At 57.1% G+C, this 15,451-nt stretch carries 14 protein-coding genes; 7 read left to right on the top strand and 7 right to left on the bottom strand.

Going from position 1 to position 15,451, the window contains the following annotated elements; translation table 11 throughout:
* Window positions 1-173: 173 nt before the first annotated feature.
* A complete protein-coding gene (cysK, locus tag B9A24_RS06490) occupies window positions 174-1,094 on the bottom strand; it encodes a cysteine synthase A (RefSeq protein WP_084444366.1) in 921 nt (306 codons plus the stop codon).
* Window positions 1,095-1,225: 131 nt separating this feature from the next.
* Complete coding sequence (locus tag B9A24_RS06485; protein WP_084444365.1) at window positions 1,226-2,053, bottom strand: serine O-acetyltransferase; 828 nt, start codon at window positions 2,051-2,053, stop codon at window positions 1,226-1,228.
* A gap of 203 nt (window positions 2,054-2,256) precedes the next feature.
* Here B9A24_RS06485 and B9A24_RS06480 point away from each other — a divergent pair, with 203 nt between their 5' ends.
* Complete coding sequence (locus B9A24_RS06480) at window positions 2,257-2,604, top strand: cupin domain-containing protein (protein WP_084444364.1); 348 nt, start codon at window positions 2,257-2,259, stop codon at window positions 2,602-2,604.
* Window positions 2,605-2,665: 61 nt separating this feature from the next.
* On the opposite strand, the gene B9A24_RS06475 is transcribed toward B9A24_RS06480, so the two are convergent.
* The 3 genes from B9A24_RS06475 to B9A24_RS06465 all read right to left on the bottom strand — a co-directional run bounded on the left by B9A24_RS06475 (window position 2,666) and on the right by B9A24_RS06465 (window position 6,908).
* Entirely contained in the window at window positions 2,666-4,666 is a 2,001-nt protein-coding gene (locus B9A24_RS06475; RefSeq protein WP_084444363.1) for a peptidylprolyl isomerase, read from the bottom strand.
* A gap of 159 nt (window positions 4,667-4,825) precedes the next feature.
* Window positions 4,826-5,095, bottom strand: a complete 270-nt coding sequence (locus B9A24_RS06470) for a hypothetical protein (protein WP_143434796.1) — start codon at window positions 5,093-5,095, stop codon at window positions 4,826-4,828.
* A 76-nt stretch (window positions 5,096-5,171) separates the two neighbouring features.
* On the bottom strand, window positions 5,172-6,908 hold the full coding sequence (locus tag B9A24_RS06465) for an LIC_10190 family membrane protein (protein ID WP_143434795.1): 1,737 nt from the start codon (window positions 6,906-6,908) through the stop codon (window positions 5,172-5,174).
* A gap of 170 nt (window positions 6,909-7,078) precedes the next feature.
* Between B9A24_RS06465 and B9A24_RS06455 the strand changes: the two genes are divergently transcribed.
* Window positions 7,079-7,987, top strand: a complete 909-nt coding sequence (locus B9A24_RS06455) for a hypothetical protein (protein ID WP_143434794.1) — start codon at window positions 7,079-7,081, stop codon at window positions 7,985-7,987.
* 138 nt (window positions 7,988-8,125) lie between these two features.
* Window positions 8,126-8,533 carry a DUF983 domain-containing protein gene (locus B9A24_RS06450; protein ID WP_234997041.1) on the top strand — a complete coding sequence of 136 codons (408 nt, stop codon included), beginning with the start codon at window positions 8,126-8,128 and terminating at the stop codon, window positions 8,531-8,533.
* A gap of 6 nt (window positions 8,534-8,539) precedes the next feature.
* Here the strand turns inward: B9A24_RS06450 and B9A24_RS06445 are convergent, their stop codons facing one another.
* Together B9A24_RS06445 and B9A24_RS06440 are read right to left on the bottom strand one after the other, a co-directional pair.
* Entirely contained in the window at window positions 8,540-9,130 is a 591-nt protein-coding gene (locus B9A24_RS06445) for a DUF4136 domain-containing protein (RefSeq protein ID WP_084444358.1), read from the bottom strand.
* A gap of 151 nt (window positions 9,131-9,281) precedes the next feature.
* The gene (locus tag B9A24_RS06440) at window positions 9,282-11,162 is read right to left on the bottom strand and encodes an ABC transporter ATP-binding protein (RefSeq protein WP_084444357.1); all 1,881 of its coding nucleotides are present in this window, start codon (window positions 11,160-11,162) and stop codon (window positions 9,282-9,284) included.
* Window positions 11,163-11,412: 250 nt separating this feature from the next.
* On the opposite strand from B9A24_RS06440, the gene B9A24_RS06435 reads away from it, so the two are divergent.
* From B9A24_RS06435 to B9A24_RS06420, 4 genes are all read left to right on the top strand, one after another.
* Window positions 11,413-11,856, top strand: a complete 444-nt coding sequence (locus tag B9A24_RS06435) for a cupin domain-containing protein (RefSeq protein ID WP_084444356.1) — start codon at window positions 11,413-11,415, stop codon at window positions 11,854-11,856.
* A gap of 133 nt (window positions 11,857-11,989) precedes the next feature.
* Window positions 11,990-13,294, top strand: coding sequence for an MFS transporter (locus B9A24_RS06430; protein ID WP_317044228.1), 1,305 nt, complete (start codon window positions 11,990-11,992; stop codon window positions 13,292-13,294).
* 39 nt (window positions 13,295-13,333) lie between these two features.
* The gene (locus B9A24_RS06425; RefSeq protein WP_084444355.1) at window positions 13,334-14,221 is read left to right on the top strand and encodes a DUF3857 domain-containing protein; all 888 of its coding nucleotides are present in this window, start codon (window positions 13,334-13,336) and stop codon (window positions 14,219-14,221) included.
* A gap of 138 nt (window positions 14,222-14,359) precedes the next feature.
* Window positions 14,360-15,367 carry a hypothetical protein gene (locus B9A24_RS06420; protein ID WP_084444354.1) on the top strand — a complete coding sequence of 336 codons (1,008 nt, stop codon included), beginning with the start codon at window positions 14,360-14,362 and terminating at the stop codon, window positions 15,365-15,367.
* Window positions 15,368-15,451 lie beyond the last annotated feature (84 nt).

The following is a 15,451-nucleotide window of genomic DNA, read 5'->3' as shown; positions in this document are numbered from 1 at the left end:
TCAAGCTGGGCCTTTTGTCTGAACCACGGATTGGCGCGGATTTTTTGGATTGTACCGATTTTGTAAACGACGCGCTTACTTTACGAAAAAGCCCCCCAGAATCTTTCTGGGGGGCTTTTTGCATCGGCGTATACGGGCGAAAGATGTTTGCGAAATCCGCGTCAATCCGTGGTTCAGACGAACAATCCTTCCACGGACAGATACCGTTCGCCGGTGTCGTAGCAAAAAGTGAGCACGCGGCTACCCTGCGGCATTTCGGGCAGCTTTTGGGCTACGGCGGCCAGAGAAGCCCCCGACGAGGCACCCACAAAAATCCCTTCCTCGCGGGCCGCACGGCGGGTCATATCGAAGGCGGCCTGCTGGCTTACCTGAATGGTGCCATCCAGAATATCAGTGTGCAGATTGTTAGGAATGAAGCCAGCGCCGATGCCCTGAATGGGGTGCGGGCCAGGTGCGCCGCCGCTAATAACCGGCGACAGTTCTGGCTCTACGGCGTAGGTCAGCATCTTTGGGAATAAGGGCTTGAGCACCTCCGTCACGGCCGTAATATGCCCCCCGGTACCAACCCCGGTGATATGATAGTCGAAGCCTTCGGGCGCGTCGCGCAGAATTTCCTGGGCGGTTGTTTCGGCGTGTACCTTAATGTTGGCGGGGTTATCAAACTGCATGGGCATCCAGGCGCCGGGCGTGCCCTGCACGATTTCATTCGCTTTTTCAATAGCGCCTTTCATGCCTTTCTCACGGGGCGTCAGCTCCAGACTGGCGCCATAGGCTGCCATGAGGCGGCGGCGCTCAATGGACATTGATTCGGGCATTACCAGGGTAAGCTTATAGCCTTTTACGGCGGCCACCATGGCTAAACCGACGCCGGTATTGCCGGAGGTTGGCTCCACAATCAGGCTATCAGGGCCGAGGATGCCGTCTTTTTCGGCTTGCTCAATCATGGCGAGGGCAATGCGGTCTTTAATGCTGCCACCGGGATTGGCGCGCTCCAGCTTCATCCAGACCTCCACGTCGGGGCGGTCGGCAAACAGACGATTCAGGCGTAGCAAGGGAGTATTGCCGATGGTGTCGAGAATGGTGTTAGCTTTCATTATTTAGAAGTAAGTATTTAGAAGTGAGTACTTGGGCGCGAGAACAGAGAAGTGAGAGGTGATAGTATGGTTTGATGATTTGTAGTGTAATAAGTCCCATTTCTCGCTCCTCTTATCTCACTTCTCTGTTCTCAAATAGAAAACGAAATATCTGCGTTTGGGTCTTCACTCCGCGTGACGTGAAGCTGCGCTTTGTGATAAACGCGGGAATGGGAAGGGACGCTATCCGTCAACCAGACGTTGCCGCCAATAATGCTGTGGCTACCTACTACGGTATTGCCCCCCAAGATGGTCGCATTGGCATAAATCACGACGTGGTCTTCAATGGTAGGATGGCGCTTAATGCCCTGCAGGTGCTTAGCGACGCTCAGAGCACCGAGCGTAACGCCCTGGAATAGCTTGACATGGGCCCCAATGACTGCCGTTTCGCCGACCACGATGCCGGTCCCGTGGTCGATGCAGAAGGAAGGACCAATGTGGGCCCCTGGGTGAATATCAATGCCGGTGCGGGCATGAGCATACTCGCTGAGTAGGCGTGGTACGCGGGGCACTGCTGCCTGGTGCAGGGCATGCGCCAGCCGGTGCAGGGCAATAGCATAGAAGCCCGGATACGTGGATACGACCTCGGCGATGCCCTGCGCGGCGGGGTCGGCGGCCACAATGGCGTTTGCATCAAGCAGCAGCCGCTGTCGCAGGTGCGGGAGCCGCGCGTCTAACGCCGCTGCCACGGCATCGGGAGAATGCAACGTTAGAACAGGCCGAAGCAGGGCAATCAGGTTAGCACGCAGTTGGCTTAACGTAGCCGCCACGGCATCCGCGCCGGAGAGTTGGCGGTCAGCGCGCTCCGGAAATAGCAAAGCCAGTAAGTTATCGGCCCAGTGGCAAAACGCGTGCGCCGGCAACGGCACGGGGGCTTGATGGTGCGCTAAAGCCAGCGTCTGAACAAATTCTTCGGACATAAAGGATATGCGTAAAGGCGCTGAATATTTGATCCTAGTGCGGCCATCGGGTCCTGGGCAGTCCTAAAATAACGTCAGTGGAAGTAGCACCAACAATCGGCAGCGGCGAAGGTTTGGGGGTAGCTATGCGCGGACAACCGCGGCGCGGCCTTGCTCGTTATGAAAATACAATCTTCTACACTTCACTCCAAAACGCCCCTTCTATGTCTGATTCCACCATCATCAAAATCGACTCTCACCACTCACCCAAAGGCAATGATGGGGAGAAATACCTCGCTTCGGGCAAGAACGTATCGATGCGCCTTTGGGAAAACGAGCAGCCCAGCGATGACAAGGAGCCCGTATCCAGGCCCTATGAGACCGTGGGCTACGTAATCAGCGGCCGCGCTGAGCTTCACTCAGAAGGCCAGGTCGTCGTTCTAGAGCCCGGCAACTCGTGGGTAGTGCCCAAAGGCGCCGCGCACACCTACAAAATTCTGGAAGGCTTCACGGCTGTTGAAGCTACTACTCCACCGGCCCAGGTCCATGGCCGCGAGGACAAGCAGGTTTAGGAATGTTTTTCTGAACTACAAAAAGCCCCCCAGAATCTTTCTGGGGGGCTTTTTTTGGACGCTAGCGCACCAGTTCAATCCGATCAATCTTGTCTCCAATATCCAGGCGACTTACTACCTCCAGTCCGCTAACGACCTGAGCGAAAATAGTGTAGCGGCCATCGAGGTGGGGCGTGGGGGCGTGGGTGATAAACCACTGGCAGCTTTCGGTGTCTTTGCCAGCCGAAGCCAGCCCAACGGCCCCCGCGCCATAGCGCAGATCGGCGAATTCGGAGCGCAGGTTGTACTCGGTGCTGCCCCAGCCATCGCCGCGGGGGCAGCCACCCTGGGCCACGAAGTTGGGCACTACCCGATGAAAGTTCTTGCCGTTGTAAAAACCCTGCTCAACCAGCTCCACGAAGTTAGCCACTGAGCCCGGCGCGGCCTCTACCAGCAGCTGAAAAACGATATCACCCTTACTTGTGCGCACCATTGCCCGCTGTCCGGTTGGGATTCTGTTTACCGTCGTCCAATTAATCGGGTGCGCTACGATGGAAGAGGTTACCAGCGGCGTGGGGGGCATTTTATTGAGGTAATCGATTGTCTGCTGCAACGATTGCCAAGCTTCGAGGTCGCGGGGCATCGTGAGCTTGTCGCGGGCCTGAACCAGGAAATCCGCCGAGGCCAGCAACGGCGGCACACTCAGCTTGGGGTTGCGGATGGCCTCGGCGGCAATACCCATAACAGCCACGTCGCCACTTCCTACGGCTCGCTGCAACAACAGCACGAAAGCGGGATATTGGGCTTCCGGAAAGTCTGACACGCGCCGCATGGCTACCAGCGCCTCCATGCCGTACGTCCCGACTACGACCGACTGCCGGGGGGCAAATGTGGCCGTAGAAACGAACTCGTAAGCGTCAGGGTCTTCACCCAGGGCCTTCAGCAAGTAGCCTTTTTCGTAAGGATCGGTTGCGGCGGTGTAGCGCGCCTGTACGTCTCGCCGAATGGCTTCCCGGCCTTCGCCCCGCTGCTTGAGTGCCGCTGCCAGCAAGGTAGCCCGCACCCGCCACTGCTTTAGCTTGTTGGCTTTTTCCAGAAATAACGTGCCGGGCTCCTCGGTAGCGTACGTCAGAAAAAACTCGGCTGCCGTAAGCGCTACCTGATCATTTTTATCCATTAGGGCAGCCCAGGCCGCCTCTTTCACCGGCACGTACATCGCCGCGTTCATTGCCCGCAAAGCACTCACGCGCACCTGATACTCCGGGTCGCGGCGCGTGATGGCTGCCAGCACGCCGGGCACGGATGGCGCTTCGGCGGCCTTGGCCAGCGCGGCGGCGGCGGCACTACGCACGGCATAAGCCGGATCGGCCTGAGCTGTTCTTTCAAGCGCACCGGCGTAGATGGCCAGATCAAGGCCGCGGGTACGCGCCAGGGCATTGGCCGCCGCCAGGCGCGCGCCATGCGGATTCGGAAGCTCCAGCAGCTGCATCAGCCGCGCCACGGCCGCCTCCGAGGTCACGCCGCGCAAGCCGGCCCGATACAGTCCCCAGGCTTGGCCAGCTAAAGCAGCCGTATCGAAGGCAAGGCCGGGGGGCAAACGCAGCAGGGCGTTCAGCTCGCCGCGGGTGAAGCAGCGACCGAAAGCTTCCAGGACTGCCCGCCGCGCCCCCGGATCAGGCTCGGTAGCCATGCGCTGCCGCAACATTGGGGCAGCGGTGCTATCGGCAGTCTGGCCGAGGGCATACGCCGCCGCCTGCCGCACGCCGGGGTCGGTATCACTAAGGCAGGTAACCAAGGCTGATGTCGCGGCTTTGTCCTGCACCGAAGCAAAGGCTAAGGCTGCCTCGCGCCGATAAGCAGCTTCGGGCCGACGGAGGTAAGGCAGCAGCAACGCCGTCTGGCGGGCATCCTGCGCGGTCGCAATGCGTCGCAGGGCTGAGTCAGCCGCAAATTTATTAATGGCATTACTAGAAACGGTACCTGGCGCACTGGTACGCGGCGTGGTGCAAGCTCCCAGCCAACAGCTCAGGCAGCCAAAGGCGAGCAGTTTGGTGAGGCGGGAAAGGAAGGGAGGATGGGTCATTGTTGTCCAAAATAGCCAAAATATGACGCTGACACTAGCGTGCGCGCTAAGTGATTGATGATAAGCAAAGCTACTTATCAAAATAGGTGCTATTGACGCTTCAACTAATTACTTCGCTGCCTTATTCCGCCATAAAGCAGCCTATCGCTTCGGTGCGAACTACGGCCACCGGTTTGCCAACCGTAATAGCGGCCAGCGCGTCGCATTCAGGTCGCGCAGCGCCAGCATGGCCTGTTGGCTGGTTGGACAGGTTTCGGCCAGAAATACATAAACCGTAGCCCCCTGCTTTGGACTCTGATTCTGACTAGATACTAGCGGTGCGTTGAATACAAAGCCCACTAAAGCAAGCAGCTGTGCTAGCTTCCATTTGATACGAGTCATACGCCTTTCGCTTGCTATGCGCTTTGGCAACAGAATCATCAGGCTCATGGCTAGGAACAGGCAGCTGGCAGGTGCAAGGTTCGCTGGCGGCGGTTTACTTCTAACTGTCAGGCTTTGGGCACGCCTAATCCGGTGCTTCTAAGCAGCACATACGACCAGTTGGGGTCGGCGGCGGCCGAAAGCCCTGGGCCAACGTGGCACCGCGCATTTCTAACTCAATTTCCGGGCAGGTAGCGCAGGGCAAAGGGGCATTCCAGCACTGAATACCGACCTGCGGAACGCGCACCACCAGGCCCTTGCTCGGTTTCAGGAGAAGCGTGGGCACAGCGGGGGCCGGGGCGGGCCACAGCAGGCGGCGTGCGAACGACTGCGGCTGCGTGCGCAACTGGTACAGTGGATCACACAGGGCATGAAGGCCCCAGGCCAATGTGAGCAATACCGGCAACCACGCGACGGTCCTGCTACGCGGCTGCGTTGGAGCAAGCCCCAGCCAGGGCCACAAGCCAGCCACCAGCAGAAAACCTACCCCAAAACGGTAGTCAGGCGCGGCCCAGAACCAAAAAAAGCACCCCAGCCACGCCGTTAGCCAGCCAGCCGCACTACCCAACTCGTGGGAAGGCAATTTGCGCCAGCGCACCACCGCCGGCACCACCGAGCCAGCGGCCAGCAGCATAACGCCCCGCATGAAGCTGCTTTGGGTAAGCCACCAGTGAGGCACCCATTCGACTACCGTTTGGTAAGGCGGCAGGCAGGTGTAGTGCGTTGTCCATTGGCCTATGTTCATAATCATGTACTGCTCCTTTTGAACGGAGGCCAGCGGAATTTTCCAGTCTACACTGATCCAGTCGAGGGCGGCGACGGGATAAAGCAGGTAGCCGGACAACAGGATACCGCGCACCAGCCAGGGCGTAAGCATACAGAATACGAGCCCCACCACTACACTCCAGTGGCGACTGACCATAGCACGGCGGCTGGCCCACAGGCTGTGCAGAGGCAGTAGCAAGGCGGGCAGCGCCGAGAGCTTTATGGTAACAGCGAGCAAAATAACCAGCCCGACCACCACGGTATCGGTATCGAAGCGGTGGCCGTGGCCTAGCTCCCACTTGCGGGCATAGCGCAGAAAGGCAAAAATCAAGAGCACCGGCAGCACGCAGTCGGGGGCCGGCGACGACAGCCAGATCTGAAAGCTCCAGAGCAGCAGAAAGAACAGCAGCGGCAGTGCCCAGGCCTCCCGCGAACCACACCTTGCCCCTGTCGTTGCCCGCACCAATGCGACCAGCAGTAACCCATACAAAAAGCCCCCCAGCCCATACACCGGCCCCAGCGGACTATCGTAGCGAAATAAGGAAAGGAGCGGAAACCAGCTAGAATTGAAGGCCAGCCGCCCATGCAGATTGCCCAGCCCCGGCACCGTTGGGTATTCATTCAGCCATTTTAACGTCTGAAAATGATACAGCCCTGAGTCAAAATTGGCGGGCACCAAAGTACTTTGGTGGAGCAGTCGAATGCCGAGTACGCCCAGAATCACTAGGCCAGTAAGGAATAAGTATCGATTAGGTGGCTGTAAAAACGCCCGGCAGCTTTGGCGGAAATCAGTAGCTATTTCTTTTCGTTGCGCCAGCATCAGAGCTAATACACTGACTATTACTATCAACTGAATATTTGGACTGATGGCCCAACTCAGCGAAATGCCCCCCACGATGGGTGCCAGCACACATAGGCCCAACAGACTAAGCCATTCCAATGGCAAGGGGTTCTCGGTGCCGGGCAGGCCCCTGCTCCGCAGCCAAGCCCACGCAGCCCGGCCCACCGTCGTCGTGACGATGGCTGTTATTACCCAGGAAAGCAATAAAGTCAGCATTGGGGGGCAAATATGCCAGGATGCGATGATAAACCAGCAAGATCCTCTGAATCTGGGGGAGACAGGAGCCTTATGGTACTATGGTTCGATTGGTTAGGCTTCCGGCCTGATTTTGGCGCTGGGAGCTTTTTCACCACCTTCGCTCCGCTTTATTCCTCTCCCCTATGGCTATGCACCGCTTTTCCATTCTTCGCTATTTAACCCTGTTAGCGCTGCTGGCTACGGCTTGCACCGCGCCGCGCACCTTCACCAGCTCGGGCAAGGTTACGCCCCGCGGCGAGTTTCGGGTGGGCGGCAATACGGCCTTCAACGTAGCTACCTCAACCCTCGACCAGGCTGGCTCTACGCTGAAGGATGCCGCTTCGGCTGCCGCCCGCAAAGACACGGTGCAGTATAGCGCTGCCGTCGACCGATTACAGTCTGCGGCCCTGGCCTATGTGCTCGACCCCGTACAGCCCACCGCCGACCTGTACGTGCGCTACGGCATCACCGACCGCGTGGATGCAGGCTACAAGTACGCTTTCGGCTCACACGTTTTTGATGCTATGTACCAATTTTTGGGTCCAACAGGCACGCCGGAAAGCCCTGGTGGCCAAGCGGGTGCCATGTACGGCAGCATCGGATTGCAGTTTGCCACCCAGCGCGCGAAGCTTCCCAACATTCCTTTCCTCGACAATATCGCGGATGTGCTAAGCTTTCGGGCCAACCGCAACGACCTAATCGTGCCGCTGGTGTTCAGCAAATCGTTTGGGCCGGAAGAGGAAATTGGCGCGTTATCGTTCGGTGTGGTGTATACGCACACGTTCGTACGCTATGGCTTCGACTCCAATAAAGTATATCAGATTGGTACCAACAACCTGTTGGCAGGCTTAAGTCAGAAGCAGGATTATGGCGCTTTCGGCGGTTTTATCAATGCCAAAATCGGCTACCGCTACGCCTACGTTATTCCGGCCGTGTCGGTGTTCTACCAAAACTACGGCACATATCAGTTGCTGAATAACCGCTCAACTACGCTGAAAGGAGTGACTATCGTGCCTTCTATCGGCCTGCAATTTCGCATACCCAGTAGCCGTCGTTAACTCAGCAGCGGGACGGGCTAGCTCCAACCCCGGCTTTTTTGTCTCGTAAGCATAAAGTAAGATCAGCACTTTACGCTTACGGCTGGTCATACCCAGACTTTGCCGATCAGGCATGGAGGGCAAATATTAGCTTATCCAATGAAACCGGTTCGCTCTTCCTTCTTCGCAATGCTGGCTTTGCGCTGTCCGCGCTGCCATCAGGGCCCATTGTTTTCGTACCCGACCCATCGCATTACCAAGTTCTCCCAGATGCCGGACTCGTGTCCGGTTTGCGGGCAGGGCTACGAGCCGGAGCCGGGCTTTTACTGGGGGGCAATGTTTATGAGCTACGGCTTCTCGGTCGCAATTTTTGCGCTCAGCGGCGTGGGCCTGTACTACCTGGCCGGCGACCCGCCAGCGTGGGTATATGTGCTGACCGTAGCCATCGCTACGGTACTGACCATGCCGCTGGTCTTTCGCTATTCGCGGGCACTAATGCTGTATTTATTTGGCTTTATCCGCTACAATCCACGCTGGGCCGAAACCACGGAGCAGCGGAAAGTATAAAGGCAGCTATTGCCCGTTATTTTCCAGATAGCCTTCCGTAAAGATCTGGTAACGGTCGAAGATAGACCGCACGGAGCGCTTTAACACTACTTCGCCCTGTACTCCTGGGGGCACCGTTACGCCCGAGGCGTAGCCATTCCAAACGGCACGATTAGTTTTATTATCGATAAGCGTAACCAATAAAGTACCTTCGGTGAGCAGCAGTTTCACTGGCTTGTAGCCCTGCCGCTCGTCTTTAGGAGTCTCGTCATCCTCTACGACGCCGGTAGTCACCCAGCGCGTGAGGTCTTCCTGAGCGTAGCCACGAAAACGCATATCCCCTTCAAACACGCGAAAGTTTACCAGCAAGTCGGCGCGGCTACGAGCAGGCCGATACCCCTGCACCCGCATGCGAGTCCGGATGGCTTCGCGCAGCACCTCACCCAAGCGACTGGTATCGGCGGCTAAGCCTTGGCCGGTAATGAAATCATAGGTCCGATAGCGGCGAAAATTGCCCGTATAGCTATAATCCGATTCTACTCGGGCCTCGCGTGAGGCAAAGCAGCCCGTCATGGCCAGCGCCACCAAGCTCACAAGTAGCGTAAACGTTAGTTTCATGGGTCTTGGCTATTGGTTGATTGCTCTACCCAAGATACGAAATGGATTTTGTTTACGGTTTGATAATCAGTTGAAAAGGGGCAAAAAAGTTGGTTAATGCCACTGATGCGGCTGGTTAGGGCTTCTTAGTGCGCCGGCCTAAACTCTCTGCTTATCTATACCCGGCGGCCTGCAAGGCAAACAGCTCAGCATAGCGTCCCCCACGGGCAAGCAGCTCCGGGTGCGAGCCAATTTCGACGAATTCCCCGTTCTCAATAACCAGGATGCGGTCGGCCATGCGCACGGTGCTGAAGCGGTGCGAGATAAGCACAGCGGTTTTGCCTTTCGTCAGGTCGGCGAAACGCTGGAAAACCTCGTGTTCGGCGCGGGCATCGAGGGCAGCGGTGGGCTCATCCAGAATAAGGAGCTGGGCGTCGCGCATGTAGGCGCGGCCCAGCGCGATTTTCTGCCACTCGCCCCCGCTTAGGTCCACGCCCCCGGCAAAGCGGCGGCCGATCATCTGGTCGTAGCCAGCGGGCAGCTTTCGCACCACCGTATCGGCCAGGCTTTGAGCCGCGGCGGCCTGAATCCGGTCCTGGTTTTCTTTCTCCTCGATGCGGCCCACAGCCAGATTCTGGCCCGCCGACAATTGGAAGCGCACGAAATCCTGGAAGATGACGCCGATTTCCTGGCGCAGCTCGGCCGGGTCGTATTCGCGCAGGTCGTGCCCGTCGAGCAGAATGCGGCCTTCCGTGGGATCGTAGAGGCGAGCCAGCAGCTTCACCAGCGTCGTTTTACCAGCGCCGTTTTCGCCCACCAAGGCCAGCTTTTCGCCAGCTTGCAGCGTAAAGCTCAAGTTACGAATGGCCCACTTGCCAGCATTGCGGTATTTGAAGCCAACATTTTCAAACTGAAAACCCACCTGAATCGGCCGCGGGAATGGCCGCACGACGTGCGCCTCATCGCGAATAATGCGCGGCTGAATGCGGAAGAAATCGAAGAAGTCCTGCAGATAAAGCGCTCCTTCGGCCACGCTGCTGAACCGGCTTAGAATACCTTCCAGCAAGCTGCGCATACGGGCAAACGAACCCGCCAGAAACGTGAGCTGACCAATCGAAATTTGTCCGCCAACGGCCCGCATAATAATATATACATAGGCCGCATAATAGCCAGCCGCGCCCACCGCCGCAAAAAAAGCCCCCCAGCCCGCCCGGCGCAGCACCAGCGCTTTGTTCTGCTGATAAAACTGATCCGACAGCAACTTAAACCGATCAATCAGAAAGCCCGACAAGCCAAAAATCTTAACTTCTTTGGCAGTTTCGTCGCTAGCGCCGGTTTGGCGCAGGTAGTCCAGCTCGCGGCGCTCCGGGGTCCAGCCATGCACCAGCGAGTAGCTGCGCTCATTGAAGTGCGACTCGCCCAGAAAAGCTGGAATAACGGCCACCAGGAGCAGCAGCAGCAACCACGGATTGAAGGCCACCAGCCCGACGGCCAGAAACGCCATCGTGATGGCGTCCTGGGCCTGGCTGAGCACTTGGGCCATCAGCACCGTGCGCGAAAGCGTCTGGCGGCGGGCGCGTTCGAGCTTATCGTAAAACGCGCTGTCTTCGAACTGATCAAGGTCCAGCTCGGCGGCGTGCTCCATGAGGCGCACCGAGGAGCGGTTAGCAAATAAATCGCCCAGCAGACTATCCAGCAAGGCCACCCCGCGCCCTAGTGTATCCGACAAAATGGCCAACCCAAACTCCAACGCCACCAAGCTCAGCAGCGGCCCCAGCGAACCATCAGAATTGCCCCCCGCCCGGGCCAAATTTACCACCGAGTCAATAATAAGCTGCGCTACATACAGCATGGCCACTGGCAAAGCGGCCCGCAGAAGGCGCAGACCAATATTGCCGAGCGTGAGGCTGGGGCTGGTTTCCCAGATGAGCTTCAGGAAAGCCGGAATGTTTTTTAACGCCGAAAACCGCTCCCGCACCGTAAGGGCTGGCTTACCATCGGGGCGGGGTCGTTTGGCGGATATTTTATCGAAAAGATCAGAGAACCAAGGCATAGGCCGTGGGCTGGGCACACTTCGCGCCGGATTGTGGAAGCGGTCGTTTTGGCATAGTACCAGCAAGCCCGGTACACAATACGGTCAGACTTAACCTTATAGAGAACCTCACGGTCCCGGAAGCGGTGAATTCTCAGACAACAAAAAACGCTGGAAAAAAGCCGACTGATCTTGGAAAAGGTTAGCCAGGCACATGGCATATATCTGATAATCTTAATATCTTCCTTAACACGATAACTACTGGACGAATATGAATGCAACAGCTAAAATTCTGAAAGCAGAAGATGGTGTCCGCCTAACTGTGCTAGGTGACCATCAGTGCATTAAACTCAGTGGAAAGGATACCAACAATCAGTTCACACTTATTGAACAGTGGAACGACCCCGGTATAGGCGTTCCGAAGCATGTGCACGCTAATGAAGGCGAGGTATTTCATGTACTGGAAGGCACGGTGGAGTTTCAGATAGAAGACACGGTACAAACCTTGAAGGCAGGTGAGCTAACGTACGTGCCGCGCGGCGTGGCGCACCGCTTCACTATAGTAGGCGATACGAAAGCCAAAGTTCATTTATCCATCTTTCCGGCTGGTATAGAGCGCATGTTTGAGGAAATGAATCAGCTACCGTCCGGTCCGCCGGATGTTGCAGTTGTGACGGTAATCTGCGCGAAATATGGGGTAACGATTCTACCGTAAAATACAGATGCTGATGCAGTCAGAATGGGCGCCACTAGGGTTGTACAGCTTCGCCTTCCTGCTTCCGCTGCTGCTTGGCCGTGGGGGGCAAAAACTTTAACCAACTGGCGTTAGCAGGTGTACCTTTGCGTCGATGCGCTTCTTTCGGAACAGTATTTACTCGGCTGGCTTTTGGCTGATGTGCCTGAGTTCATTTCTGTTTTTCATCAGCTTCAACATGCTTCTGCCGGAGCTACCCGACTACCTCACGCGGCTGGGCGGGGCTGACTACAAAGGGTTTATTATCGCGCTTTTTACGCTCACAGCGGGCATTTCGCGGCCTTTTAGCGGCAAGTTGGCCGATACCGTGGGGCGTATTCCGGTGATGGTGTTTGGCTCGCTGGTATGCTTTCTGTGCGGGTTCTTCTATCCCTGGGTCACGACGGTGGCGGGTTTTCTGCTGCTGCGTCTGCTCCATGGGTTCAGCACGGGCTTCAAGCCCACGGGCACGGCCGCGTTTATCGCCGATATCATTCCGCTCCAGCGGCGGGGCGAGGCCATGGGCCTGCTGGGCGTGGCGGGCAGCTTGGGTATGGCGGCCGGGCCGGTGGTGGGCAGCCTGATTACCAACCAGTTTTCGCTCGGAACCATGTTTTACTGCTCGTCGGGGGCGGCGCTGCTGTCGTTGGCGGTACAGGGCACCATGACCGAAACCTTGCCCCAGGCCCAGCGCGAGCGGTTCAGCTGGCGGCTATTGCGCCTGGAGTGGAGCGAGGTGCTGGAACCCCAGGTGCGGGCACCCGCCATTGTTACGCTGCTGTGCCTGTTTCCTTTCGGTATTGTGCTCACCGTTATTCCCGACCAAAGCCAACTGCTGGGCATCGCCAACAAAGGGCTGTTCTTCACTTTCTTCACCACCGCGTCGTTGCTGGTGCGCCTAGTAGCTGGCCGCGCCTCCGATACCTACGGCCGCGTACCAATTCTGCGGGCTTCGGCTGCCTTGCTAGCCCTGTCCATGATCCTGCTGATTGTGGCCAATTCAGTATCGATATTTTTGACCGCCGCCGTGATATTCGGATTGGCGGCGGGTCTCAACTCCCCCACCCTCTACGCCTGGACCATTGACCTGAGCCACGAGCAGCGGCAGTGGCGACTATGTACATCGCGTTGGAGGCCGGCATTGGACTGGGCGCGCTGCTTTCGGGCTGGCTGTACGGCAATGTTGCCAGTCATTTGCCATACGTACACGCGCTGGGAGCCATTGCAACGTTGGCTGCGCTGGCTTATCTGCTATGGGGCGTGCGGGCAGAAGAGCGCGTGCGCGCTACCGCTTAACGCAGATACAAATCTATATAGCAGAAAACTTGGAATAGACGCGCCAATCTTGCACTTTTGGTTGCCGGATTACCGGCCTCTTTCCTCCACGGTGATTTTGGCTTTTTTAAGGAGCTATGCATGAAGGAGTTTAGGCCATTCTTATCTCCTTTATTGGTTCCTTATGCCTTCGTCTGTAGGCCGCTCCTTAGCCTTGGCCGCGTTATTTATGGTTGGGGGGCATTTTTGCCAAGCCCAGCAGGTTCCTATTCAATTCGGCGAGGTTAAGGCCGCCGATTTTGCCCCCCAGCCCAAAGCCGATACGACTGCCGCCGCCGAAATTCTCTGCGACTTTGGCCAGTCGAAGATCAAGGGTGGCGACGAAGGGTTTGAACTGGTATTTGAGCGCACTACGCGCTTGCGCATTCATCGCAAAGCTGGCTACGGCTGGGCTACGGTGCAGGTGCCGCTCTACCACAAAGACGACCGCAAGGAGGAAATCAACAACCTCAAAGGCTTCACCTACAACTTGGTGAATGGCCAGGTGGTAAAGGAAAAACTAAATAAAGAGGCTGTATTCGAAGAGAAGATTGACGCGAATCATCTGCGCTGCGCTTTCACTTTGCCCAATGTACGCGAGGGCTCCATTATTGAATATACCTACACGATTAAATCAGACTTTCTGTTTAACCTGCAGGACTGGCAGTTTCAGCACACTATTCCGGTGCGTTGGAGTGAGTACCGCACGGTGGTTCCGCAGTTTTTCACCTATAAAGCCACCGTCCGCAGCTATCTGCCTTTCGCGGTAAAGGAAAGTCAGGCCGTAGCGTACGGTACCAGCATCCGTATGACCAAGAAGGACTCCTACGGCAGCAACCTGACCAACAGCGGCACCAACACCATGCGAATCAGCGCCCAGGCGCTCAGCTCGCGGTGGGTAATGAAGGACGTGGGGGCTTTTCGCGATGAGCCCTATATGACCACCGCCCGTGACTACATCAGCAGCCTGGATTTTGAGCTGGATGGTATTCAGTACCCCGAGCAGGCATACCAGCAGATAACCAGCACCTGAGAGAAAATTGCCGTCGAGTTACTAAAGGATGAGCAATTCGGCTTAACCCTGAGCAAGACTACGCCGCTCACAAGCCCTGCTACGGCGCTGGTCACGCAATATCCCAACCCCACTGAGCGCCTGAACGCGGCGTTGGCGATGGTGCAGCGCACGGTGCGCTACAACGGGCAAAGTCGCTTGTACACCACGGCAACGCTGCGGCGCATCTGCGAGCAAGGCAATGGCAATGCCGCCGAGCTGAATCTGCTGCTTATTAATACGCTGCGCGCGGCCGGTCTGACGGCGGACCCGCTGCTGCTCAGCACCCGCAACCACGGCCGCATTCAGACCGATCTGCCCGTACTCAGTCAGTTCAACTATGTGGCGGCCCTCGTCACCATGCCCGATAATGGGGAAGTGCTGGTAGATGCCACCGAGCCGCTGATTACCGTTGGCCTCCTACCCGAGCGCTGCCTTAACGGGCAGGGCCGACTGGTGGATAAGACGGGCGGGCGCTGGGTGCCCTTGGTGCCCAAGCAACGCTACCTGCGTTATACCACGGCTCAGCTGGCGCTGGATGAGTTGGGGGCGCTGGGGGGCAAAATTAAGCTGGAGCACACGGGCTATGCCGGCCTGGAAGCCCGCGAGCAGCTGGCTGGTAGCACAGAGCAACAGTTTGTTAAGAATTTGCAGCAGCGCTGGCCCGAGTGGACGCTAACAGGTCCGGTATTTAAGAACGTAGCAGCCTCGCAGCAACCGTTTAGCGTAGAAGTTGGCGTAAAAATACCGGGTGGCGAAACGCCCGCCGCCACACTGTACGTGCAGCCCTTGCGCCATTTGGGAGAAGACCAAAATCCGTTTCGCCTGGAAGACCGGCAGTTTCCCGTCGATTTTGGAATGCCCCACGAGCATAGCCAGACCATTGTATTGACCTTACCAGCCGGCTACGAAGTGCAGGAATTACCCGCCAACGTACTGCTGAGCCTGCCCAATGACGGGGGGCGTTTTCAGTTCAATATTACGCCCCAGCAAAATACGTTGCACATCATCAGCCGCCTTCAGCTGCGCAAAGCCGAATATTCAGCCCAAGAGTATGTTGCTCTCCGCGTGCTGTACAGCCGCGTGGTGGCTAAGCATGCCGAGGCCATTGTGGTAAAGCGCAAGTAATTAAGCATTTATAGTATATATCACTTTCACAATGCGCCGGGCTTATTGTATTTTATGACGGCAAAATTCAAGAAAACACCTCAA

Source organism: Hymenobacter roseosalivarius DSM 11622 (assembly GCF_900176135.1).
GTDB classification, from domain to species: Bacteria; Bacteroidota; Bacteroidia; order Cytophagales; family Hymenobacteraceae; genus Hymenobacter; species Hymenobacter roseosalivarius.
The sequence above is the reverse complement of the archived record's forward strand: the minus strand, read 5'-3'. Positions and strand labels throughout refer to the sequence as shown.

What these genes read in the sequence shown, in the direction of transcription:
- cysK (WP_084444366.1), bottom strand. Translation starts at nt 1,094, where the DNA reads ATGAAAGCTAACACCATTCTCGACACCATCGGCAATACTCCCTTGCTA.
- B9A24_RS06485 (WP_084444365.1), bottom strand. Translation starts at nt 2,053, where the DNA reads ATGTCCGAAGAATTTGTTCAGACGCTGGCTTTAGCGCACCATCAAGCC.
- B9A24_RS06480 (WP_084444364.1), top strand. Translation starts at nt 2,257, where the DNA reads ATGTCTGATTCCACCATCATCAAAATCGACTCTCACCACTCACCCAAA.
- B9A24_RS06475 (WP_084444363.1), bottom strand. Translation starts at nt 4,666, where the DNA reads ATGACCCATCCTCCCTTCCTTTCCCGCCTCACCAAACTGCTCGCCTTT.
- B9A24_RS06470 (WP_143434796.1), bottom strand. Translation starts at nt 5,095, where the DNA reads ATGAGCCTGATGATTCTGTTGCCAAAGCGCATAGCAAGCGAAAGGCGT.
- B9A24_RS06465 (WP_143434795.1), bottom strand. Translation starts at nt 6,908, where the DNA reads ATGCTGACTTTATTGCTTTCCTGGGTAATAACAGCCATCGTCACGACG.
- B9A24_RS06455 (WP_143434794.1), top strand. Translation starts at nt 7,079, where the DNA reads ATGCACCGCTTTTCCATTCTTCGCTATTTAACCCTGTTAGCGCTGCTG.
- B9A24_RS06450 (WP_234997041.1), top strand. Translation starts at nt 8,126, where the DNA reads ATGAAACCGGTTCGCTCTTCCTTCTTCGCAATGCTGGCTTTGCGCTGT.
- B9A24_RS06445 (WP_084444358.1), bottom strand. Translation starts at nt 9,130, where the DNA reads ATGAAACTAACGTTTACGCTACTTGTGAGCTTGGTGGCGCTGGCCATG.
- B9A24_RS06440 (WP_084444357.1), bottom strand. Translation starts at nt 11,162, where the DNA reads ATGCCTTGGTTCTCTGATCTTTTCGATAAAATATCCGCCAAACGACCC.
- B9A24_RS06435 (WP_084444356.1), top strand. Translation starts at nt 11,413, where the DNA reads ATGAATGCAACAGCTAAAATTCTGAAAGCAGAAGATGGTGTCCGCCTA.
- B9A24_RS06430 (WP_317044228.1), top strand. Translation starts at nt 11,990, where the DNA reads ATGCGCTTCTTTCGGAACAGTATTTACTCGGCTGGCTTTTGGCTGATG.
- B9A24_RS06425 (WP_084444355.1), top strand. Translation starts at nt 13,334, where the DNA reads ATGCCTTCGTCTGTAGGCCGCTCCTTAGCCTTGGCCGCGTTATTTATG.
- B9A24_RS06420 (WP_084444354.1), top strand. Translation starts at nt 14,360, where the DNA reads ATGGTGCAGCGCACGGTGCGCTACAACGGGCAAAGTCGCTTGTACACC.